Raw genomic sequence first — 24,774 nt, forward strand, 5'->3', positions numbered from 1 at the left:
AATAAATTAAAGAATTAGATTTAATAATATATTAACAATTGCGCTATTGTTTCTTGATATAAATATCCCTGCCCCGCCGTTCGTAGCGGATCGGAATGATCTCAGAAAGAGCCTGGAAAACATCTCCGACAGTTTCTTCATTCCTAAGCGAGACACGGAAAGCGACCTCTTTCTCCAAGTTGTCATCCAGATGAATCCGAACGTCGTACTTACGGGATAAGCGGATTGCCAGTTCGTTGAGCGTGATTTTATCATATTCAACTCTCCCCTCCGTCCACGATTTATATTGGGACGCCTGCACTTTCTGACGGGAAAAACTACCGTTCTGCTTATCGAGACTCAGCAATTCACCCGGTGCAACCGCTATATGTTTACCTTGATATAAGATATCGATCGCACCTTCCAGTAGAGCCGTCTTTGCCAGCATATCTTCAGGATAAGACGACACATTAAATTTGGTTCCTTTCACCAATACACTATAATGATCGGTATTCACCGTAAAAGGCGTGCCATCCGACTGCTTCATTACCTCGAAATAGGCTTCACCGATTAAAAAGACTTCGCGGTTTTTCGTATTGAAATTACCGGCATAACGTAAAGAAGAACCGGCATTCAGCCATACGACTGTGCCGTCTGCCAGAATCAGCTTGCTTTTCTCGCCATAGGCAGTTTCCATTGCAAAGAGATTGCCGGCGGTGTCTGCGGCCCGGTACTGGTAGAGACCGTACGTTCCTCCCAACAATAGGAGAAAAGCAATTGCAGCGACTGCGATAAATCGCTGCAATTGCTTGTGTTTAGGACTAAACACACTGCTTAATGACTGACGTACCTGCATCCGGCGTTGTAGCTGTCTCCATTCATTGGAAACTTCCGGGATAAGTTTACTGGAAAGCATCCATTCTTCTTCCCATCTGCGAAAAACATTCTTATTTTCAGGAACGACATTTACAAACCGGAAAAGAATTTCTTCTTCGGAAGGAGAAATACGTCCTTCAAAATAACGTATTGCCAACTGATGATTATCGATCTCCTGTTCTTTCATTACTTTTGCTTTCTATATGATGTAACAACTCAATTAAATTCTACCCAACCTATGAGGTTTGAATTTTACAAAAAAAATTCCATACCAAGATAAATGTCCAATTATCCTGATATGAAAACAATGACTTCACCCGCATTAATCAGCAAGAAGCCAGGCCAATATCGCAATATATATATCCAATGGATATTTTTCCTTGAAATGTACGGAAAAGCGGGCTAAAGCTTTGGCTATATGTTTTTCGACTGCCGTAGTCGATATCTGGAGAGCATCCGCAATCTCCCGGTTTTTCATTTTCCTGAAGCGGCTCATCTCGAAAACTTCGCGGCAACGCGACGGCAGGTCATTCATTACGATCTTGACCTGTTCTTGCAGTTCTTTATACAGAAGGGTATGTTCAGGTCCCAGATTAAAATCCCAATAATAAAGTTCTTCCTGCCCGGCCACCGCATCCAAATGTTCCAGGCTATGTTGCTCGACCAGCCGCAGATGTTTCAAATAATTGAGACAGGCATTCCGCACCATTGCAAAAAGAAGGGACGAGACGGAGACTGCTTCTATCAGATCGCGTTTCTCCCAGAACTTCAAAAAACTTTCCTGGATAATATCCCGGACAGCTTCGTCGTCATTCACAAAACGAGCAGCATATCCCCGCAATCGAGGATAATAACTGTTGAACAGGAACTCGAATGCTTCGCCGTTTCCGTCTTTTATCTCCTGCAATAATATTTTCTCGTCTGTGAAGTTCTTCATATCAGAATTTCTGCTTATCCCATGAGCGATACCTTATCTCCCTGCTCATGGTTTATTCGATTGATCAAGGCAAATGTAAACAATATTCTTATAAATCAAATAAATCTGTTTATCTTTACCTACATAAATAATCAACCAATATGAGACTCAGAATTATCTTGCTATTCATCAGCCTGCTCGCTTGTTCATTGCAAGCCCAGACAGTCCATTACAATGCATTCTCCCACAATGATTACGAACGTACTCATCCGCTATTCGATGCCCTTTCGTTTAACTTCAACTGTGTGGAAGCGGACTTGTGGCTCATAGACGGGGAATTGTATGTATCACACGACACGGTCGCCCCCAATCCGGATATCACATTCGATAAACTATATCTGCTGCCTTTGGTAGAACGGATCAAAAAAAATAACGGGAAAGTGTATCCCGGCAGCGACCGTCCGTTCTATCTGATGGTAGACTGCAAGACAGACGGTGAAGCGATGTATCTTGTCCTGAAAAAGAAACTGGAAGCATACGAATCCCTGTTCTGCCATGAGAAAGACGGGAAATTGCAGGAGGCGGCTATCCTGTTCTACCTGTCGGGCAGAAGCCCGCGTAAAGCAATTGCCGCCGAAACCAACCGTTTCATCTTCCTCGACGGCACAATCGACGATCTGGGAAAAGGGATCCCGGCTACATTAATGCCTGTTATCAGCGATAACTATTCAAAGTATATCAATTGGAAAGGCGATGGAGAAATACCGGCCGACAAACTCGAAAAAATGCGCGAATATATCCGCCAAACCCATGCAGAAGGAAAGCTCTTCCGCTGGTGGGGAGCGCCAGACAAACCTCTGTTCAAAAAACTCTTCATACAGGAAGGCGTAGACCTGATCGGAGCGGATGACCTGAAAGCACTGGATGAGATACTTCAACAAGCGCCAAAGCAATAACTATTCCGGACATAACGGGGAACTAATTCGGCACTTTCTCGCAATTTACGTATAGGAAAACTTTCAGAAATGTATCAGATAGTAAGCCCTAAGTCCCCGCACCCAGGGCGGGGACAGGCTACTATTTACTTAAACAATTCATCCGGCAATATCTCCCAGTCATCTGTACGAAATGGAGCCAGCGGTTGTCCGAAAGTAGTTTTTATGTTTGCATCAGAAAAATTCTTAAATGCATAACGAACAGCTATTGGCTCCGAAACTTCATCGGCACATACCTCTATTTGATTTTCAGACCAAAGCAAACGAGCTTTCGCCGGATAAAATTTTCGATCCGAACCTGCAATTTCAAACCCCTTTAGCGCAATCACTTTAAAATCTTCATCCAACCATGAAAAACTACGAGGATCTTGCTGGTCATTAGGCACTGCCATATTGTTAAAAGAAAGAATTGCCTTTCCATTCTTTATTTCCACTGATTTATATGTAGGGGCATCTGCCGGAACACCTTTGATTTTGTAATCACGCAATAAAGCCAAATAAGACAAACGTTCACCAATCACCAGTTTATTCGGCTCATGAATAATAGAATATAAACCAACATCGTTTGTCCCTACAATACCAGAATAAGATATTTCGGCCAACGCTTTGTATTGATTTTCTCTTAACAAAGCCATTGCCCGGTAATCGGCACCATCATAGCAATAAGGAGCAATTTGCACATAATAAAAAGGCATCTTAACATTACCCCAAGCTTCACGCCATTGACGTACCATTTCAACCATCATCGTTTTATAATCATAATAATTACGATGATTTGCTTCTCCTTGATACCAAATAAAACCCTTAGCGACATATTTTAATAAAGGATGTACCATTCCATTGTATAGTAATGAAGGGGTAGAATGCTCTTCAACCCAATTTTTTCGGATAAAATTCCGATCGACATTTATCCGCTCTAACGACTCTTCTGCCATCCAAGCTTCAATATTAGTACCGCCCCAACTTGTACAAATCAAACCAATCGGGATATCCAAATATTGGTTCAGACTACGACCAAAAAAATAACCTACTGCACTAAAAAGACCTACAGATTCCGGATCAGGGCACAACCATTCGCCTGAGCAATTAGATTGAGGTACTTTTTGTGAACTGCGCGCAACAGTAAACATCCGAACATCAGGATATTTTTTTGCGTCTCTCATTGTTTCGACTGATTCAATACAAGGCTGTCCGAAAAAACCCTGGACAGGCATTTCCATATTAGATTGTCCTGCACAAATCCAAACTTCACCCAAAAGAATATTCGATAAAACAATAGGTGTGCCATCACTAATAGTAATGGAGTAAGGTCCTCCTGCTTCTGTAGTAACCACATCTTGACTCCATTGTCCATCTTTACCTACTGCCGTTTCGTATGTATTGCTATCCCATGATACTGTTATTATGACTGTCGAAAGAGGAGATGCTTCACCCCACAATTTAACTACGGCGTTACGTTGAAGTACCATATTATCGCACAACAAAGATGGCAATACAACCTTAGCATCGCACAAATAAGAGACCATCAATAACATTAGTAATAATCTACATTTTTTCATCACAAGAATTCATTTTATATAAAAAGGAACTTTTAATTCTCAATAATCCAACACAACATTATCACAGTATTCAGTAACAAAACGTTTATTAGGATCACCATATGTATGATATTCATCAGATTGTATAATTGTATTATTCTTAAATACAAATCCATCAACACAATACAAATTAACAATACGGTTATCAAAGGACTTAAACACATTGTTCTCCACTGTAATATTTCGATGATAACGAGAATCTTTCTTCTCCGGAATACCGCTACCAACTGCAATACATGCATTTCCCCAATTAAGAGATCCATACATACAATTGTCAAATACATTATTCCGGATCATGACATTACGGACTCCCGATTGTTCATACCAGTAATTACCATCTCCTTCGAATAGAATTGCACTGCCTGGAGTATGAAATGTACAATCTTCAACAATAACCCGACCACGCGAACCAATAAGTAACCCTCGTGCCCGATTATTACCTATATAACATCCTTTAATCCATACGTCCGGATACTCATCATCCTCTGCCACAACATGTTTAACTGTTACATTATCTGGTATTTGCTGCTTAAAAGAAACTTCTGCATATTCCGAATTTAAATATTTAACAGTCTCCACTTGTAAACGGGCATAGCTTTCCATCGTATTATTATCTACAAACTCTAACATCATCCCCTTTTTGATAAATTCAATACCAAACTGACCACTATTACGCCAACGCAGCAACAATTTGTTTGAAGAAATAATACGATCAACAGACATATACCAACCATGAATATTTGTTGCGTCATCCTTTTGATTTCGAAAAACACAATCGATCAATCGTATATAACCTTTGCAATTTACAAAATGAGTTGCATCCGCTGATGCACTAATTATGCGATCCGAGTCAGAAGACGGAATAACGTTCACATGAGTCAACTCTATATCCCGACAAGCTTGTGCTATAACACCCATACCGCCACAATGATTAATATCCACATCTGCCAATTTAATACTATTACACTCCCATAAAGTAAAAGCCGGATTCAAACGTGCAGATGCTCCTAATACCATTGTATTCCCGATTCTTGCTTCACCAAAATCTTTTCGATAAATTCGATAAGTACCATTTTGTGTTTTTACAGCCGGATAAGTTCGGCCATAAATCCAATAATCATGTGCATGATAAGCAACTTCTTTACGATTCACATCAAATTCCAATAAACTGGAAAAAGGATATGTTATCCCTTGTTTATCTCTAACACGCAAAGATCCGTCATGTAAATCGACACGATAAGAATCAGGAAATCGTAATTCGAACCAACCATCACCGGCATCTACTATTTTAGACTCTAAAACAAATGGGTGTAAATAATCTATGGATAATCCTTTTATCACGATATTCGAACAGTCAACAAGGCTGAAGGCTGATATATATCCGGAAAAAAGGAGTTTGGTATTATTACCTTTAATAGTAAAGTTCTTGAAATTATTCAAATAAAACGCGATGCGTTTGATCGATGGATCATTATTACTGATATATTCATATCTTTCAAAAGCACAATCTGGCTTAAGATTCAAGATTCCTTCAGGCAACAACAATTCATCAGCATGAGTACGAGCACAATCTTCAAGAGCTTTTCGAATAGCAGGAGTTGCATCTATCGCAGAAAGTGTATCCGCATCTAAGTATTTTTGTAAATGAATCGTTTTTATGGCATTAGCACTTATTGCGCTAAGCCAAAAAGCTATAATCAATAATAGTTTCATAATATTCTAAGTTTTTATCTCTTATATAAGAAAGATCGAGCTATATAAAAACGGCTTTTGCCTACACTTATCAAACATAATCCTTTAATCCAATAAATGTAAACAAAAGCCATATAATTATATATCAAAGATGAATAGGTCACTCTCCAGTAAATGGGTTCTGATCTGCACTTGATATTTCCGTGTTCTTCGCGAACTCATCTTCTGGTATTTGCAAGAAATAATGATAATCATTTGGATTCATAACCGCAGATTTATTATCCGCCAAACGAGTTCCCCAATAATTTAATCCATAATTAATAAAATGGCCTGCATAATTATTTTCCACAGAAGAACCTATACGAATAGCTTTTTTTTGCAAGCGACAGTTATCATACATTCCTGTAACTCCTTCCCCTAACAGTTCTTTCCTGCGCTCCACATAAATTTCTTCCAATAACTCCTCTTTTATTGTGGAGGATGTTAAAACTGATACATTTCTTGCACTTTGCAAAGTCTTCAAATAAGTCAAAGCCCCTGTCACATTTCCAAGATTAGCCTCAGATTCAGCCATTATAAGCAACATTTCAGAAGCTCGAATAAGACAAATATCCGGGCGGCATTTATTATCAACACCATAATGTTTAAATTTATTATACGCCCATTTATGAGATACTTCAAAATCCGAATTACCACAACGATGCCACAACATAACAGATTTCACCTGACTATCAGTCAATTTCTTAGAAGGATCTGCCTCTATATCTTCAGGCGTAGTATTCAAACGGCTTGCGCGATAATCCGTTGGATCATTTTCAAATAAATCCACCCATTGTTGACTTACAAAATAACTATGAAAGCTATATATATTAGGAGAATAACCTTCAGAGTCTGCCAACTCAGGATCCGCATTAAACCACATGGCATGAGGACAACCATCTCCCACATTTGTCTCATCAGTATTTTGATAGCCCCAAATTAATTCTGCCACATTATTCTGAATCAAATCGTCAAAACCACTACACCATTCATCTTTATTCATGAGTGTTGAATGACTCTGATACGCCATTTTTGCATTTTCCAAAGCCTCATTCCAGTTCCCCATCACTTGATGTACACGAGCCAACCAAGCACAAACTACATCCGTTCTTATACGCCAAACATTGCCTGGATCATAATCAGACAATTCAGACTTTGCATCTTCCAAATCTTTCACAATTTGTGCATAAACCTGTTCTACTGTCGAAAAAGACATAAATTCGGAATCATCACTGTGCAAGCGAAGAATCACACCGCGTTTATTCTTTGCATAACCATAAGTCTGTTGATAATTCAAGATAAGCTGGAAGTATGATATCGCACGAATCGCTTTCGCCTGACCACGAATATGACCTTTTTCCTGATCAGTCCCTATTGCATTTTCCAATGCATCTATAATAATATTACAACGATTTATGTTATCATAAAATTGCCTCCAAATTGCTTGAGTATATCCCCCAATTGCCTGGGTTCTGGAATCAGCAAAACTATATGCCGTAAATTCACTCGTTCCTATCGTACTTTGAGCTGTAATATCCACCCCAGCCAAATCATAATACGAAAGCATGCCAGTCAAGCCAGAAAGTCCTCTATCTGCAGAAGGTACATTTCCTCCCATTAAAAGCCCTTTATAAGTAGCCAATAATACTTTATCCAAATTGGACGTATTGGAAAGTGCCACATCTTCATTTATATCTGTTGAGGAATTTGTTTCCAGAAAGTCACTACAACTTGTAAATAAAAATAATGGGACAAAAACAATTGCCAATACTGCTAAAAATATATTTTTCATTGTTCGACTATTTTGAATTAAAAAACAAGATTAACTCCAAACATATACAAACGACGGCCTCCACCATATCCTTCACTATCAGAGTTCCCATTGTATGTATTACCCGAAATACCCGTTTCCGGGTCTGTATAGTATTTCGTAGCTTCACCAAAAGTAAGTAGATTATCTCCTGTAAAATAAACACGAGCCCTTTCTATCCCGATTTTAGCCAAAATAGATTTAGGAATAGAATAACCTATGGTAAGATTACGCAAGCGTAAATAATTATTATTCAGGATATAGTAATCACTATAACCAATTGAAGCCTTTGAACGATTATCAAAGAAATTAACCGGAGTGTTAGCATCCGCATCTCCCGGTTCAGTCCAACGATCTTTTACAAGATCCCACACTGGAGAGCGACCACTGCCTATAGCCGCTAATTCAGACTTATTATAACAATACATCTTTCCACCTAAAGAATAATAAAGCATAAATGACGCATCAAAATTTTTAAATGAAAAACTGTTCGTTACAGCTCCATAAGCCTTTGGTAATGCCGATCCAATTTTCACATAATCCTCTTCCCTTACTAACTCGCTTGTAGAATTGACAACCGAGCCATCTGCCTTGTAATATGTAGCATAGCCTGTTTCGGCATCTACACCAGCAAAACGAGGTGCCCAGAAATCATATAAAGACCCACCTTCTTCAAGCTTATAATAAGCCACCACATTAGACCAGAAACCCACCTTTGTCGGCAAATAAGTTACCTCGTTTTTCAAAGTAGATACATTGGCATCTATACGCCATTGAAATTTTTTCGTATTAAAGATTGAAAAACCTAATGTCAATTCAACACCACTATTACGTATATTACCCAAATTAACATTCTTACCAGTCACATCACCAACTTGTGCCGATAAAGGAAAATCAAGGAAATAAAGTAATCCGTCTGATCCACGTGTATAATATTCGAATGTACCATTCAACCAACCAAATAGAGAAAAATCAGTAGCGACATTCCATTGTTTATTTTTTTCCCAATGCAAATCAGGTGCTGCAAAAGTCAATGGCTTAAGGCCTGCTTGATTCCAAAGATTATCACTTCCATAAACAGCTTGATAAGCATATAGATATTCAGATCCTGCTTTACCATTTGATTGACGAGAAATCAAACGGTCATTCCCTGAAGTACCATAAGATGCACGAAGAGACAAATTATCAATCCAATCTACATCTTCCAGATATTTTTCTTGTGACAAACGCCAGGAACCTCCAACAGACCAGAAATTTCCCCATCGATTTTCAGGAGAGAAACGAGAAGAACCATCACGACGGTAAGAGACTGAACCATAATAACGATCATTAAAATTATAATCCGCTTTAGCAATCCAAGACATTAGAGCATAACGATCACTATAAGAAGAAGCTTGAAAATAATCAGAAGCAGAAGCTATTTCAAATTGTCCTAATTGATAGATTCCTTCTCCATACCCATATGTATATTGGGTACGATAAGAATAAGTTTCTTGTCCCACCAACAGGTTTAGATGATGTTGATTAAATTCTTTATCCCAACTCAATATGTTACTATTGGTCACAGACATTACCTGATAAGTGCTACGGCTTGCATTACCTCCCCCTGGAAGAATTGTAAATCCATATGGTTCTGATTGTTGAGAGCCCCAAACAGCGGAGCTATAACCATAACTACGTGAGTTATTATCCCCTACATTCACCATTGATTTAATCTTAATATCATAAGGAAGCGTCAATTGAGCATAATAACTCGCATTAATTTCCGTACCATCAGAAGAGTTAAAACTTTCATCATTATCATTATCCCAATAATCGCCCAAAGAGCCAAATGGATGCGCCCCAAAATATCCCGTTGTATATTTACCGTATTGATAAACACGTTTACCTGTTTTTTCCGATACGACCCAATCTGTATTATCTGTATTACGCAAATATGGAGATGATAGAGTTGATGTATAATTCAGAGCACGAGTTTGTCCATTAGAATTCTGACGAGAATAAGAATAGCGTACATTCCCCCCCATAGATAACCACTTATTTATATCAGAGCTAACATTTGCATTAAACGAATAACGCTTATAATAATCTTTTCCTCCATAACCCTTATCATCAAGAAAACCTATTGATGTATAATACTTAGTCTTTCCATTAGCAGTTGCTCCAGACAAATCAACGCTATAATTCTGACGGAGTTTACGGCTATAGTATGTTCCAAACCAATCCCAATCCGATTCTTTCCAAGCATATTCCAAATTTGGATTAATATAAGGATTTCCATTTCCATCATTCAAAACCCAGTTTTCATCTATATGCTTAAATGGAGACACATATATACTATTACCGTTAGAATCAGAAACTTTCGAATGGAACACTTTACCCATAAGCCTTTCATTTGCATAATTAGCAGCATCTTGTTTCGAATAACCACCGGTATAATAGTAAGCATCATTATAAAGACCTTCCCAATACAACAATAATGTCTGTTTAGGATCAGCTTTTTTCCCATAACCGACCGCATTATCAGAAGTTCCCCACCCCGCATTTACACTGATTTTCGGAGTACCTTCTTTACCTATTTTAGTTGTAATAATAATAACTCCATTCGCAGCACGAGAGCCATACAAAGAGCTGGCCGCTGCATCCTTCAATACAGTCAAAGATTGAATATCATTCGGGTTAATCGAATTTAAAGAACCATCATAAGGAACTCCGTCTACTATATATAACGGGGTAGTTGTTCCTGACATATTCGTTATTCCTCGTATTGCAATACGAGCTTCAGCACCTGGATTATTTGCATCAACTGTCACATTTACCCCAGTAGATAGTCCTTGAAGAGCATCTGTAAACCCCGTACCAGAAAATTTCTCAAGTTGTTCCGTTTTTATTACAGAAGCAGAACCTGTATATGATGATTTCTTCGTCGAACCATAAGCAACGACAATAACCTCATCCAAGTCTTGAGAATTCTCTAATAGAGTCACATTTATTACTTTTTGACCTGTAAATTTTATTTCCTGCGTATTATAACCGATATAAGAAACCTGGACAATCGCTCCCGGAGCAATCTCCAACGTGAACTTACCATCCATATCGGTAATAATACCGTTCGTAGTACCCTTCTCGATCACATTGGCCCCGATAATCGGTTCACCCATATCATCCGTGACAACACCTGTAATCGTTTTTTTCTGTTGGGCAACGGCCGGAACGGAAGTTTCTTTCACCTTATAGCTGGACAACACAATGTAAGAGCCTTTTTGAGAATAGCTCAATCCTAACTGGGAAGACATATTATCCAGTACCTCCTTTATGGATGTACTAACCATATTCATGGAAATCTTCTTATTTACATTGACGCCGGCATCATAAATAAAAAGATATTCCGTTTGCTTTTCAATAGTATTCAAATAATCTTTCAGTGAAAGATTATCACCCTGCAGGGTGATTTTTTGCGATATCGCATTCTCTGCATGCAAGCAGAAAATGGCTGCAAATAAGAACATATAGGTTATTCTCATAATCCTAAATAAATGTTTATGTCGCGATTTTAGTGCAGGACAAAATCCCGACAAAGGTATTTTATTCATAACTTTGTGATATTAAAGATTAATACTTGTTTTAAGACACGTGTTAGTTGGAAGGCGGTGAATCTCGCACATTCATCGCCTTTTTTCATGTTGTTTTCTCTCTTATCCCATAGGCTTCTTTTGTTTTTAATTTAAGGTTACACATTTTACTTTATATAGATAATCGTATTATCGTCATTCCGGGAAAAAGTAAACCGCGTACTGCGCTGCAACACCTGCAAAATGAAATCCACGCCATCCGAGACACGGCATTTCCCACTGCATTTATAGTCATCCAGTCTTTTGTTTTGAATGACAATACGAATGTCATATGTCTTTTCAAAACGTTTCATTAAGTCGGCAAAACGAATGTTCTCAAAGCAAATCAATCCCTCTTTCCAACGATAATTGTCCAGGTTATGTACTGAATCTACAACCATTTCACTACCATTCCATTCTGCCTTCTGCATCGGAGATAGCCGAATTTTGGAGCCCTGCTTTGTCTTATTCGTCAATTCAATAGAGCCTTCCAACAAAGCAGCGGAAAACTCACAATCCAACTCCTCTGCCTGAACATTGAACTTCGTACCCAAGACCTTTATGTCGCAACTTTTTGTCTGCACGACAAAAGGATGTTTGGCATCTTTGGAAACATCGAAATAGGCCTCTCCTTTCAACGAAACATTACGGGTATCCTGCGTAAAAGAAGCCGGATAAGTCATCTCGCTACAAGCATTCAACCAGACATTCGTTCCATCGGACAACGTGATATTCGCACGTTGTCCCGGAGGGACGACAATCTTATTCAGGGCTACTGCAGGAGCCGGTTTCACCACCGTATTATATATGTACAGAGAAGAAACAATCAGTATGGAAATCGCAGCGGCAACCTTCAACGACTCCCTAATGACAGGAGGCAGGCCAAAGCGACGGACAGACTGAACCTTTTTGCTGTTCTTTATATTACGCAGCAACAAGATGTCAAAATACTTCCGTTCCCGGATCAGCTCTTCCCGGTTTTCATCGGAAGCATCCACCCAGTTACAAACAGCCTCTTCCTCTTCAAAAGAGGCTGTTCCTGCAAAAAAACGTTGTAAAACTTTTCTGTCCATATATTAATAAGCACCTCAGAAAAGAGACCCCCTAAAATTTTATACGAATATTTTCACCTTCTCTTATTTTCCGGTTACTGATGACTTTTCCATCGGTAGCAACGACGACTTGCAACTTGCCGTCAATACGCTTCACTTCAATATCGAATACTTTATCGAAAGCGCAGATCTTCCGCAAATTCATATGATCCCATTCCTGCGGAAGACGCGGAGTAAAGACGAACGAATTCAGGCCGGTCGGACGAATACCGAACATTCCTTCCGTGATAATCCGGCAATACAAACCGCTTTCGGCAGACAGATGTCGCTGGCTTCCTTCCGGCCATGCCTCGATTGCATACGGAACATGTTCGCCCAGCAGACGTTGATTCGAATAAAACTTCAGATAATCGGTTGCCTTTTCCGTTTCACCGCAAGCATACACACCCCGCAGGGCATACAGAGTCGAACGATCCCAGAACGTTTCACTTCCGGCCTGTGTCAGCAAGCCGTTTTCCGTCCACAGACGCGGAGAAAACAGGGCTTGTATGGTTGCATCTTTCCGGTCGTAAATTCCGACAGTCAACGGGATGCAAATCCAGGAACGCAGCACATCGTTACCTTCATAGTATTGATAGGTATTGAAGCCTTCAACCGTTCCGCCAAAATAGCGATCGATATTCTTCTTCAAGGTCTCCGCCTGCTTGGTATATCCAGCCAGCTGTGAAGACGGTTTGCCCAGATCCCTACCCAGATAAACGGCCGAACGCAACGCATCATAATAGAGGGAAGAGGTGCAAAGGTTCGCTTTCCCTGCCGGAAAACGCCCCTCCAATTCGTCGGCATCGGAAGCCACGACACCGCCTTCATTCAGATTACGCCGGCAATATTCGAGTGTCCATTCAATCAAAGGCCAAAGCTTCTCAGCTTCGGCTTTATCCCCACGCGACAGCGCATAACGCGAAGCGCCGTAGGCAACCATGGCAGCATCACCTCGATCACCTGCCCCGGCCCAGATATCCGTACCCTCGGCAATAATCGAACTGGGCAACGGCTTATATTCCGGATTCATAAAGCGGGCAAAATGTTCGTAAGAACACAACGCCGAATGATTCCCGATCTCATATCCCAGATAAGGGAAGAGCGGGTTAATATATTCCGCCTGGTCGTTTGCCCAGATAGCGGCATAGTAGGATTCTCCGCCGGGACCATGCATCAGGCCTCCCTTCGTATCATAAATACTTTCGGCCCCGCGTATCTTGGCAAAGGCAAACATGGTATTAATCACGGGATCGGGTGTTTCCAGTATCAGGTTATCCCAGAATCCGGCAATCAAACTTTGGCGTGCCTGCAATTCCCGGTCTATATCAAACACCTGTTCGTTTTCATTCTTTTTATACCCGGCAAAAGTAGCACTAAAAGAAAGCTCTTCACCCGGCTGTAGCTGACAGGCGGTCTGGCCTGCAATCGTAGCAACCAGTTTATAACTCCCGTCCACCCCTTTCGCCGCATCCGTTTCGACAACAGAACGGGAAGAAGGGATCTCGACCGATACCGCGGATTCGCCGACATTCCGCAATATATACTTTTCACAAAAAGCAGGACTCGCGACAGAAGGGAACAAAATACGGGTCAGTTCGAGTTTACCTTTACGGGGAAGCAGATATTCGCTTTGCACGACCATCGTTCCGTTCAAGGTAATATCTTTCACTTTTTCATTTAAAAGAGATTGCCCGTTCACCTCGACCATATCCGTCACATTCCAGGCAAAACGGCGCATCAGGCTGGCATGCGTATTATTCGGAATCGTACGCAGCATCGGCCAGACCATGCTACGGTTCAACATAAAAGCCCCGTTTGCATCGACTCCGTAACGGAGGACGGTCGACACTTTCAACCCACTCATTTCGATATGATCTTCATGCGGTATTTTTTCATTCACCTGCCAAGTGATGCCACCGGCAGAATTAATTGTCCAACGGTCAGCGGCCGAAAGGGAAATACAGCTAATCCACAGAAGGGACAAAAGACAATAGATTCGTTTTCTCATATTATTTACAAATATTGGTGATGTGTTTTTCAAGTTCCATATATTTATAAGCACCTCAACAAAGATACCCCCTAAATAAACAGATTGTTTTTTTGGAAAACGGTATTCTTTTACAGAAACAACATGATTGTCATATAATCTTTCAGCTTCACCTTCAGTATCTTCAAGGCTTTGGATATATGAAATTCGACACTTTTGACCGACAGGGAGAAATGGGCGGCAATTTCCGGATAAGTCTTATTCTCATAGCGGCTCATGATAAAGATTTGCCGGGTTTTATCGGACATCATCGCCAAAGCCTCGTCCACCAGGCGTTGGGCCTCGTCACTGAAAATTTCCTGCGGATCGCAGGCTTCGAGGGTGACAATACGCAGGTTAGTCACACGTTGCTGATGCTCCCGAAGACGTTGTTCCACATCTTCACGGACACGAAGGTGGCGGAGATAATTCAGACATTTATGTTTGATCGTTTCCAGGATATAGGCCGGAATATTCGAGTCGGAAGCAAGCGTATGGCGGTTTTCCCAATAGTACATAATTCCCTCGACAGCAATATCCTCAGCTGCCGCATCATCTTGAATATATGTGTTGGCGAAACGCACAAACAATCCATGATAATCAGCAAACAACTTATTAAAAGCTTTTATATCCGAGGTTGTTGTCTCCATGGCTTTTCTTTTGATCGATAAAGATATGACAATTTTTTGTAATTAAACATATTGCCCAAAAATCCATCATCAATTGCACCGCTCCAATCAAAGCCGCAGCCCCGAATGTAACATTTTGTTATTTTTTATCTAAGATGGCTTCCATCTGATTACAAACGGTGACATTCTGCACAAGAAGGGTTCCATCTGATTACAAAAAGATTTTTTCAGGATCAGAAGGGTTCCATCTATCTGTAATTTTTTCATTTTACAGCAAGAAGGGCTCCGTCTAAGTACAAATTTTTCATTTTGTCCTTAGACGGAACCCTTCCGGTCGCAAATTTTTCATTTTGCAGTAAGAAGGCTCCCCTCCCTACTTTATTTTCTCAAACCAGGGTAAACGTTCCAGCGATGCCGTTACTTCGATTGTTTTCGGTCCCTTGAACTTTTTGCCTGTATCGTCCAGCCATACGCCTTTTGGCAACCTGACTGTGCGGGTATGTTCTTTCGTCAGGACGGGAGCAACCAGATATTTGTCGCCCAACATAAACTGGTCCTTGCAATCGATGAAACCCTGATGCGGGAATACATATTCCATATGGCGGATGATCGGCTCGCCGGTCTTGGCGGCATGATGGGCCAGTTCGAGGATATAGGTCCCCATCTTTTCGTGCAGATGCGCATAGTCGCGACAGATAGCCAAATGTTTCTCGTCGAGGATGCGCCAGGGGGCTACCGAGAATTGCATCATCGGCATCAACGCGTGCACCTGGCAGGAACGGACGATCAGTTCCTGATCGAGCTTCGTCTGGTCCACACCTAAGAAAGAGCCGAACTGTCCTCCGCCGATCATATCCGGGCAAGCATACGCATAACCCAGCAATCCGGCGGCAATCATATCCGGCACAAGGAGGCCGACAGCCTTCCAGGAATAGTCTTTATCACCTAAGCGTTGCACCAATGCCTCACCGCCCATCTTCCATCCTGCACGATATTCATTGAACGGGAAGTCCAAACCGATCTTCGCCCAATATTGGCACATATCTACCGAAGTGGCCGACTTATCGTAAAACTCCAGCTCCGGATCATTATAGTGCCCGATGTCACCGGCGTCGAACTTGAAACCGTCCACACCGTATTTTTCCTGCATACCGCGCAACTGTTGTTTCAAATGTTCGGCCGCAGCCGGATTGCTCAGGTCATAGCAAGCACTGTATCCGTTCCACCAGGGAATGATCGCTGCGGCATTCGTCCCTTTCTTCTTGATCAGATACCCTTTCTGCTGAAGTTCGCGAAACTCGGGACTGTCCGGGCTGACAAACGGGCAAATCCAGAACATGATCTTGAAACCCTGACGGTGCAAACGGTCGATCATCCCTTTCGGATCGGGAAACCGTTCGGGCTTGAAGTCGAAATTACCGTAGTATTTCTGCCAGTTATCATCCACCATAAAGACGCCTACCGGGAATTTGTTCTCCAACACGTTATCCGCATATTTCAGGATATCCTCCTGATTCTGGTTGTACATCAGCTCAATCCAGGTATTATACTGCGGCATGGAGAAGAACAGCGGGTCCGGCAGCTGTCCCGAAGGCGGGAAATATTTAGTAGAGGCCGCCATATAAGCATCCCGTAATGTCCGCCCCGCCAGGACCGGCTCCATTTTCTCATAATCGGAATAGAGGCGCAGTTCCCCATTCTCCACCTTAAAAGAAAAAGGCTTGTCGCTCCAGATATACCGTCCTTCGGAAGAAAGCAGCAGCGGCACATTCTGGTTATTCAGGTTCTCGGCAGAGAGGTCGAACAGGCGCAAGTCACCTTCAAAAGGCATCTTCGAGCCTAAGGCGACCATGCCGCCCCACCACTTTTCTCCGGCAAGAGAAGATATTTTCGATTCATACTTGCTTCCGGCAAAGCAGGGCAATGCCAAAAGAGCCAGTAAAAGAAGATAAATTGTTTTTTGATTCATGATATAATGATTAGTCAAATATTTCTGCAAATATACGTTTTACCGTCGGAATACAATCGCCTTCCGGTTCGCTCGGATAGGCATTTGTCGCTTTTGTCCAGGGTTCTTCGATTGCATAAAAATCGATTTCGGCAGGATTCTTGCCTTCCAACCGCTGCATTTGATAGTCGAACCAGGTTTTCCAGCGCATATAATAAAAGTCTTTCAAGATACCGTTCCATTCCCGGTGGGCATAGTCGCGCAGGCCTCCGTCGTCGGCTGCATTGCGATTCCCCCAGGTAGTTATCTGTACACGGGCATTCCATTCATACAGGTCCTTTTCTCCGGCAGTATTTCCAAGACTGCGGGCACGGCCGATCCAAGTTCCAACCTTAAACTCGGAACGTGTTCCCAACAGTTCATCCTGTAGAAGGATCAGCCGCAGGAAGCGGTCGGCAGCTTCTTTATACAGCACTTTGTCGCCGGCGGCATAGGCCGCTTCCGCCACCTTTTCCGTCAGGCGTCCCCGCTCGGCAATCGCCTGGCGGACAATATCGACCAGATCATATTCGAAATTATTATTTCCTTTGAACTGATCGGCAACAGACACCATCAGGGCAGCAGCGCGGATCACATCGCTCGGATCATAATAATCCTTCATTTCCGACCAGCTTGAAACCTCATACGGGTGTTCGGTTGGACGGGCACAAAATACGGATTCATGCGTTCCCTGCTGCGTATTTGCATCCGGACAGTTATAAATGGAATTGCTCAACAAGATCCAGGCCTCCTGCACGGTCGGATTACTTTTCCCATAACGGGCTGCCGTGTACTCCTTCAACCACTGGTCCTTGTCGAAATGCTGCGGCCGCCAGGGCAGCTCGGTCAGCAGTTCGAACATCACCGGGTTGTTCTCGCTTCCTTCCATCGTCATGCCGACACCTTTCAAAGTCTTGCCGAACGGACTTTCCTTTGCTTTGTAGAACTCGTCGATCACATGTTTCATCTTCCCGTGCAATCCGACGTTTCCGCCGTAGTTCAGCAACATACAGTAAATCCAATCGTGCTGCCCGAAACCGTCTTTCCGGTACCAGGTCGATTCGGGATCGCCCCACTGGGGACGGCTTTCGGCAAACAAATCCAACGCGATCAGATCGCCGGCTTCCAGATTCCCGATCATTTTCGGGCGAGGGTTCGCCTGCCATGCCTGGGCCACCCAGACAGCTTTCGGATTATTCTTCTTCATCGCCTGCATAATCGCTTTTCCGGCGGCGTCCAGATCCACACCGGCTACACTTCCGCCTTCATGGAACGGGTCCATGCTATAATAGTTCGCTTTGCCGTACAGTTTGTTCATCTCCTTATAATATAAGGAAGCGATCTCCTGGAAACGCGGATCTGTCGGTTGCAGGAATGCGGGACGGCGATATCCGTTCCACAATCCCGGGTCCGAGACATTCAGCCCTAATTTTTCCTTTGCATTGTGGGGAACCATGCCGGAATAGCCCGGCAAGACAGGCTCGATGCCATATTCGCGCATCCGTCCGATGATACGTTTCTGAAGGGCTATCTGCTGCTTATACCAGCTGTCGGGATTCGGTCCGCCCCAACCTTCGAGGTTGTTCATCAACCACCAGGCCTGAAAACCCGGACCGGCCACGAACTCGTTGATCTCCTCTTTCGTATAGCCCAGTTTGCTCAGCACATTCTGCCAGACACCGTCTGTCCCGACCATTGCCAACGGCAGGTTGATACCGTGCAAGGCCATCCAGTCGATCTCTTTCTCCCACCGTTCCCAATCCCAGAACGCCATCGTATAGGAAAAGGTACAATAGTTAAAATCATACCGGTACTTCATATCCGTTTCACGACGTTCCTTCTGTTTCACAGCAGGCAGTACTTCAGGCAGTTTTGCCTGCATACCGTTCCAGGAAAGATGGACTCCGGCATAATATTTCAGATACCAGTTCAACCCGGAAGCGATACTCACATAGTTATTCCCTCGGATCACCACCTTGTCGCCTTTCTGGTCAAGTTCAAAAAAATCAACAGGCGATTTCACCTGTTCAATCACAAATTTACGCGACGCACCTTTATCAATGCGTTCCAACAGCCCTTCGATAGGAGAAGCGGCTTTCACGGCAAGCGCAATCAGCAACATGCCGAGGATATGAATAATTCTCATTCGAATATGTTTAGACAATCAATTATTATTACTACTAAGCCATTATTCCACTTTTGTTTATCAGAAAATCGAATCCTCCGTCTCCGTAGTCAACAATTCCAGCGCCTTGATTCCCATCACCGAGTTCCCTTTCTGATTCAACCGGGGACTCCATACTGCAACCGAATAACGCTGCGGATAAATAGCGGCAATGCCTCCGCCCACACCGCTCTTACCCGGCAATCCGACCAGATAGGAAAACTCACCCGCTTCGTCATAAAAGCCGCATGTTTGCATAATGGCATTCATACGTTTGACTTGTGAAGAAGTCAGCTTTATTTCCCCATACTCGAAAGGAGAATAATGTGCGAAAGCTAAAAACGCATTGGACAAATCATGACAACTCATCTCTATGGAGCACTGCAAAAAATAGAAATGAAGTACTTCTTCTATCTCCCCCTCTATATTGTGATGGTATTTCAGCAGATTGGCAATCGCTGCATTCAAATAACTTTTCTCCCGTTCAGACCGGGCCACTTCCTCATTGTAGGAAATAGAGTCATTCCCACACAGGTTCCGGACAAAACGAAGGAAATCTTCTTTCGGATGCTTCAAATGCTTCAGTAAGACATCGGCCAATACGATAGCGCCGGCATTAATAAACGGGTTACGGGGAATCCCCTTCTCCACTTCCAATTGGACTAACGAATTGAAGGCTGTGCCGGAAGGTTCTTTTCCTACCCTCCGCCACAGTTCTTCCCCTTCGAAACTAAGGCACATGGCCAATAAAAACACTTTCGATATACTCTGGATAGAGAAGCGGGTCGTCGCATTTCCTTGCATAAAGACCTCTCCCTGTACTGTGTTAATACACATACCGAATTGATCCGGATCGACGTTTGCCAATGCCGGGATGTAATCTGCCTGCTTGCCAACCTGTGCATAAGGCTGTATCTTCAGATAGATATTCTCAAGAATTTGTTGGTAATCCATGTCTTAGTCTGATGTTATTAAAGTTATCCGCCGATTTTCAGGAAATACTATTTATTGGATCGAGATATTATCCAACAATATGTTGACGCCATATTTTCCGTCAGGCGATACCCACCATTGCGTATCGCCATTCGCACAACGGATCGCAAAACGGTTATCATACAGCAAACGGCCGGAACCGTCCGGAATCCAGAGGCCGAGGCGATACGTCCCTTTTTCCAGGCCGGCCGGGATTTGCAGATCGGTCGAAATCGTATGTATCAACGGAGTGCATGCGCTATTATCCGGTTCATACGGCTGCCAATCGTTCACATTCGCATCTGTCAAGGCCGTATGGCAGACCTTGCCGGACATATCGACCAGAACCAAATAGACCGGATGCTCGTTAAACAAAGTCGAGAATCCCCGGTTAACCAGTGAGATCTCTACCGGATTCGCCTGGCCGGAAGCCAAAGCGGCAGGTGCTGTCATTTCCTGCAATTCGATACGATACCCAAGATGGTCACGAATATAATCGAACACATTCCGTTCTACAGCGGAACCATCTTTCTTTGTGAAATATCCATCCGATACCGGCATCTTGTTTTCTTCCAGGAATGTCCTGGAAACCGGAGTCTCCTTCCAGTACATCATAGAATATTTATCCTTCGTGTCCTTCTCTTTATAATTATGGATCGCGCTAAGCGAAGTGAAATGTTGCAGGAACAGGCGGCGCGCTGTCTGTAATCCGTCGATCACCCATCCGGCTTCGGGATTATCGGGGCCCTCGTTCATGCTCCAGGTTCCCCAGGGCAGTTCCCCGTCGACCGGCAGAAAAGGAGACTGCCGTACAATCTGCTCGTAAGCCGGTGTTCCCTCGGACATTCCGCCATCCCACTGGTGCTTCTTGATCACAATAAAATCGTCGTGGAAAGAAACACGCTTATAATCAGCCAAAGCCGGGTCCAGCAGGTTTTTATATTCAGGCACACGAATCTGCACGGCACGTCCTTCGGGTGTCATCCGGCAAATATGCTGCAATATGGTCCGTTTCGTATCGTCCGATTTCTCCAGGCCATGAAAAGAACTGTGCCATTCTCCCCAAGCACCGATCATGCCGGCTTGTACGACCTGGATCACATCTTTGTTCTTTTCGAGGAAAGGTTGGAGCTGCTCGGTATGACGGACGATATCTTCCAACGTCGGCCCTGTTGCCGCCCTTCCCATAAATTGGGTTTCGTAGGCAAAACGGAGTACTGCTTTTTTTCCAAGTTCACGTAATTTATCAAAGAAAACGTCCATCGTCCGGAAATCCGCCTCTGTCAAATCTTTCCCGACAGCACCTGTCAGATAGAAATAGGTTTGCACCAAAGAGACGCTGTCGGATGCATAAATATCAGACTGTTCTTCCAGATAAGAGGTGATATCCGGATATTTTTCCGGAGCCCAGACATAGTTCTTTTCCGTCACATCCAATGCCACTTCGAGCCGGAACCCTCTTTCGGGATTATATAGCCCTTCCATACCCGCCGGATCATCTGCATAAATGCCCCGGAAAGTACGATGCCGGACATCGGAACCGCAAGAGGCAAAGCTCCCAAGCGTCCATATAGCTGCCAGCATCAGGGTTGTTATGTTTTTCATATCAATCGTTTTTAGTCGTTGTTATTATTAATGTAGCCTCCCGTCCTTTCAGCAAAACATCCGGCAGGCCGGTAATCTTGCCATTTACGATGACTGTTCCAGCTTCCTGCACCCGGCGAAAGGCTGTATCGCTCAACGGTTCCCATTCGACAAACTGCTGTGTAACCGTACCGTCGTTATAATGAACATTCACAAAAGAAGGCGTGTACAACAATTCACGTGTCACATGTCCGTCAATGTCGCGCAAGGTAGCTTTTCCTTCGGACACCTGCAAGCGTGCCGGCTCAATGGATGTGATTTGCAACTCATTTTCCGGTACAGCCCGGTAACCTTCAGGGATCTTCTTGTACATACGGATATAATCGATGTCGAAACTTTTCGGATACGGAACAGATGGATCATAAGTTCCGGTCCAACCGTTCTTTGCTTTCCGGTTATCATAGAAAGAGATAATCTGGATCAGTGGATAGGTTATCGCCGCTTTATGCGTCATCACCTGAATGCCGTCCACATAGACGGTTACACCTTCAGGTGTCCAGTCAAAGCCATAGATATGAAATTCTTCCGCCAGTTTCTTATTAGCAAACCAGGGATGTTCCGTATGATACTTTATCGTCGAATCTTTCCAACTATGCACCGTTGACCAGATACGATCCACATCAGTTCCTAATATCTCGAAGATATCGATTTCGCAACTCTGGTTCGGATCATCTTCGAATCCGATCAACCACCAAGCGCAATGGACACCGCCTCCCGCCTGCATCTTGGCTCGCATCTCATAATATCCATACTGATTGATTTGCGTAGCTTCTGTTTTAATTTGATGAAGTGCTTTCCGCTTCGGATCATAGTGGTGCATACCGGTACGGCTGGCACTCATAAAACCGGAGATATACATACCTTTATCAAACTCATTTTTTGAGTTCTTATCGATTGTCAACCGGATTATGCCATCCTTCATTTCGTATGTCGGAGTACACACAGACCGGTCTTTCGGCCAAGAAGGCAAATATTCGGGAATCCATTTTGTCCGGTCGATCTCCTTACCGTCGAATTCATCATGGAAGATCAGCCGGTATCCCTCTTTTTCCAACGGGTTGGCCGGATAATCCTGTGCCTGTATGTGTAATAAGCAGCCCTGCAAGAAAAAGCAGGCCAGAAATGTTCTGAATAGATATTTGTTACTCATGATATTTACTTGTTAGCAGAGAGAAAAAAGGCCGCAAATGAAGCGGCCCTTTCCCTAAAATTAAATATAGACACCAAAGAGAATCGGATTAATAACCCGGATTCTGAATGATCTTTCCTTTACCTTCGTTGATAACGGCCTGAGGCAACGGGAAGAGAACGAACTCGTCTTTCGTTGTCGTGCAGCCGCGATCTCTTGCGTTCTGGATAAACTGTCCGTGACGGATCAGGTCGGAACGGCGAACACCTTCAAACCAAAGTTCATGTCCTCTTTCATCCAACACCTTCTGCAGGAAATCATCTACGCCTTTCACATCGCCCATTGCATACGGATTCAGTTTAGCACGAACACGAACCTGATTCAACAGATCCAACGCTTCGGAAGTGACAGCATTCCCTTTACGAACAATGGCTTCGGAAAGCAAAGTCAAAACGTCTGCATAACGATAGACAACTAAGTCGATCTGACTGCCGTCACCTGTAGATTCGGGATCTTCGCCATACTTTACTGGAACTGCACCAGAATAAAGAGTACCATGTTTAGCAATATCTGATTCTTCATTAAAAAGAACACCGTCAGTTCCTACATATTCGCCAACCAATACAGTCAGACGATCATCACCTTTTTCAAATGTATGATAGAAAGGCCAAGGCACCTTATAACCATCCCATTTCTGAATAGAGGTATTCTGAGTCGGATAGTTACCAGGCAGAGCATGGTCATGCCACAACTGCAGATTTGTACCTCTCGCTTCCGTGCAAGCAAAGATTATTTCTTTGTTTCCTTCATTTTCAAGCGTAAAGATATCAGCATAATTATCCATCAAACCGTAACCATATTCAGCCTTCATCAGCTCACGGCCACACTCTTCAGCTTTCGCCCAGTTCTTCTCATGCATATAATACTTCATCAAGACCGTATATGCCAAACCTTTATCGAAACGCCCGAACTCTGTTGTACGAGTCGGCAGGCCTTTCAATGATTCTGTCAATTCTGTTTCGATGAAGTTTGTCATTTCTTCCTGAGTTGCTCTCGGTTCTATGATCTCATCCAATGGGTTCTGTAAATCTTCCAATGTAGGAATTGGAATCGGACCATAGAAATCATACAACATGAAAGCTAACCAACCACGTCCCATATGAGTTTCAGCAACTAACAAGGCCTTTTTTGCATCGTCCATTTCCACATTCGAAATACGATCCAATGTCAGCGTCATTGTTCCCAAATATTTCGCATAATCCGTATAGTTGATAGTCGTATAAGAATGGTTGGGAGTCCAATTGTGAGTTGTCAGCGGAATCCAGCTATCATTTACCCAACAGCAGACAGCAATATCGGTTGACATATCTCCAATAACCTGGAAACTGTGAGCCGTACTGAACACACCGCTATATTCCGCACTACGGAAAGGAGCATAGACGCCTCCAACAACAAGTGCTTCCGCATCTTTCTCATTTGTTGGGAAAAAGTCCGGATTGATAGCATCGTATCTCTCCGAATCCAAATTAGTACATGAGGCTAATGCGCAACAGCACATTACTGTATATAATAATTTTTTCATGACTTTATCTTTATATTTTTATCTGTTTATA

Annotated in this window: 16 protein-coding genes; 1 reads left to right on the forward strand and 15 read right to left on the reverse strand. The window is 43.0% G+C overall.

What is annotated here, in order from left to right; genetic code table 11:
- Positions 1-43: 43 nt before the first annotated feature.
- On the reverse strand, positions 44-1,042 hold the full coding sequence (locus DWW90_RS15390) for a FecR family protein (RefSeq protein WP_122345590.1): 999 nt from the start codon (positions 1,040-1,042) through the stop codon (positions 44-46).
- Positions 1,043-1,177: 135 nt separating this feature from the next.
- Positions 1,178-1,792 (reverse strand): RNA polymerase sigma-70 factor, encoded by a 615-nt coding sequence (locus DWW90_RS15395; protein WP_115499325.1) that lies wholly within the window; start codon positions 1,790-1,792, stop codon positions 1,178-1,180.
- 140 nt (positions 1,793-1,932) lie between these two features.
- On the opposite strand from DWW90_RS15395, the gene DWW90_RS15400 reads away from it, so the two are divergent.
- The gene (locus tag DWW90_RS15400) at positions 1,933-2,727 is read left to right on the forward strand and encodes a phosphatidylinositol-specific phospholipase C/glycerophosphodiester phosphodiesterase family protein (protein WP_122345591.1); all 795 of its coding nucleotides are present in this window, start codon (positions 1,933-1,935) and stop codon (positions 2,725-2,727) included.
- A 125-nt stretch (positions 2,728-2,852) separates the two neighbouring features.
- Here the strand turns inward: DWW90_RS15400 and DWW90_RS15405 are convergent, their stop codons facing one another.
- From DWW90_RS15405 to DWW90_RS15465, 13 genes are all read right to left on the reverse strand, one after another.
- Complete coding sequence (locus DWW90_RS15405) at positions 2,853-4,325, reverse strand: sialate O-acetylesterase (RefSeq protein ID WP_233547775.1); 1,473 nt, start codon at positions 4,323-4,325, stop codon at positions 2,853-2,855.
- Positions 4,326-4,364: 39 nt separating this feature from the next.
- Positions 4,365-6,077 carry a right-handed parallel beta-helix repeat-containing protein gene (locus DWW90_RS15410; protein ID WP_122345592.1) on the reverse strand — a complete coding sequence of 571 codons (1,713 nt, stop codon included), beginning with the start codon at positions 6,075-6,077 and terminating at the stop codon, positions 4,365-4,367.
- A gap of 139 nt (positions 6,078-6,216) precedes the next feature.
- Positions 6,217-7,887 (reverse strand): RagB/SusD family nutrient uptake outer membrane protein, encoded by a 1,671-nt coding sequence (locus DWW90_RS15415; protein ID WP_122345593.1) that lies wholly within the window; start codon positions 7,885-7,887, stop codon positions 6,217-6,219.
- 17 nt (positions 7,888-7,904) lie between these two features.
- Positions 7,905-11,429, reverse strand: coding sequence for a TonB-dependent receptor (locus DWW90_RS15420; RefSeq protein ID WP_158582850.1), 3,525 nt, complete (start codon positions 11,427-11,429; stop codon positions 7,905-7,907).
- Positions 11,430-11,644: 215 nt separating this feature from the next.
- Positions 11,645-12,589 carry a FecR family protein gene (locus DWW90_RS15425; RefSeq protein ID WP_122345595.1) on the reverse strand — a complete coding sequence of 315 codons (945 nt, stop codon included), beginning with the start codon at positions 12,587-12,589 and terminating at the stop codon, positions 11,645-11,647.
- 31 nt (positions 12,590-12,620) lie between these two features.
- Complete coding sequence (locus DWW90_RS15430; RefSeq protein ID WP_122345596.1) at positions 12,621-14,618, reverse strand: hypothetical protein; 1,998 nt, start codon at positions 14,616-14,618, stop codon at positions 12,621-12,623.
- Positions 14,619-14,728: 110 nt separating this feature from the next.
- Entirely contained in the window at positions 14,729-15,286 is a 558-nt protein-coding gene (locus DWW90_RS15435) for an RNA polymerase sigma-70 factor (RefSeq protein ID WP_122345597.1), read from the reverse strand.
- A 352-nt stretch (positions 15,287-15,638) separates the two neighbouring features.
- Positions 15,639-17,234 carry a glycoside hydrolase family 31 protein gene (locus DWW90_RS15440; protein ID WP_122345598.1) on the reverse strand — a complete coding sequence of 532 codons (1,596 nt, stop codon included), beginning with the start codon at positions 17,232-17,234 and terminating at the stop codon, positions 15,639-15,641.
- 10 nt (positions 17,235-17,244) lie between these two features.
- Complete coding sequence (locus DWW90_RS15445; RefSeq protein ID WP_122345599.1) at positions 17,245-19,398, reverse strand: alpha-N-acetylglucosaminidase; 2,154 nt, start codon at positions 19,396-19,398, stop codon at positions 17,245-17,247.
- 60 nt (positions 19,399-19,458) lie between these two features.
- Positions 19,459-20,370, reverse strand: coding sequence for a glutaminase (locus DWW90_RS15450; RefSeq protein WP_115499315.1), 912 nt, complete (start codon positions 20,368-20,370; stop codon positions 19,459-19,461).
- Positions 20,371-20,421: 51 nt separating this feature from the next.
- Positions 20,422-21,993: a DUF4832 domain-containing protein gene (locus DWW90_RS15455; protein WP_122345600.1), complete on the reverse strand. Its 1,572-nt coding sequence runs from the start codon at positions 21,991-21,993 to the stop codon at positions 20,422-20,424.
- Between the two features lies 1 nt (position 21,994).
- Positions 21,995-23,182 (reverse strand): family 16 glycosylhydrolase, encoded by a 1,188-nt coding sequence (locus tag DWW90_RS15460; protein WP_122345601.1) that lies wholly within the window; start codon positions 23,180-23,182, stop codon positions 21,995-21,997.
- An 88-nt stretch (positions 23,183-23,270) separates the two neighbouring features.
- The gene (locus DWW90_RS15465) at positions 23,271-24,743 is read right to left on the reverse strand and encodes a RagB/SusD family nutrient uptake outer membrane protein (RefSeq protein ID WP_115499312.1); all 1,473 of its coding nucleotides are present in this window, start codon (positions 24,741-24,743) and stop codon (positions 23,271-23,273) included.
- Positions 24,744-24,774 lie beyond the last annotated feature (31 nt).

Origin of the sequence: Parabacteroides sp. AF17-28 (assembly GCF_003479205.1) — a bacterium.
Taxonomy (GTDB): domain Bacteria; phylum Bacteroidota; class Bacteroidia; order Bacteroidales; family Tannerellaceae; genus Parabacteroides; species Parabacteroides acidifaciens.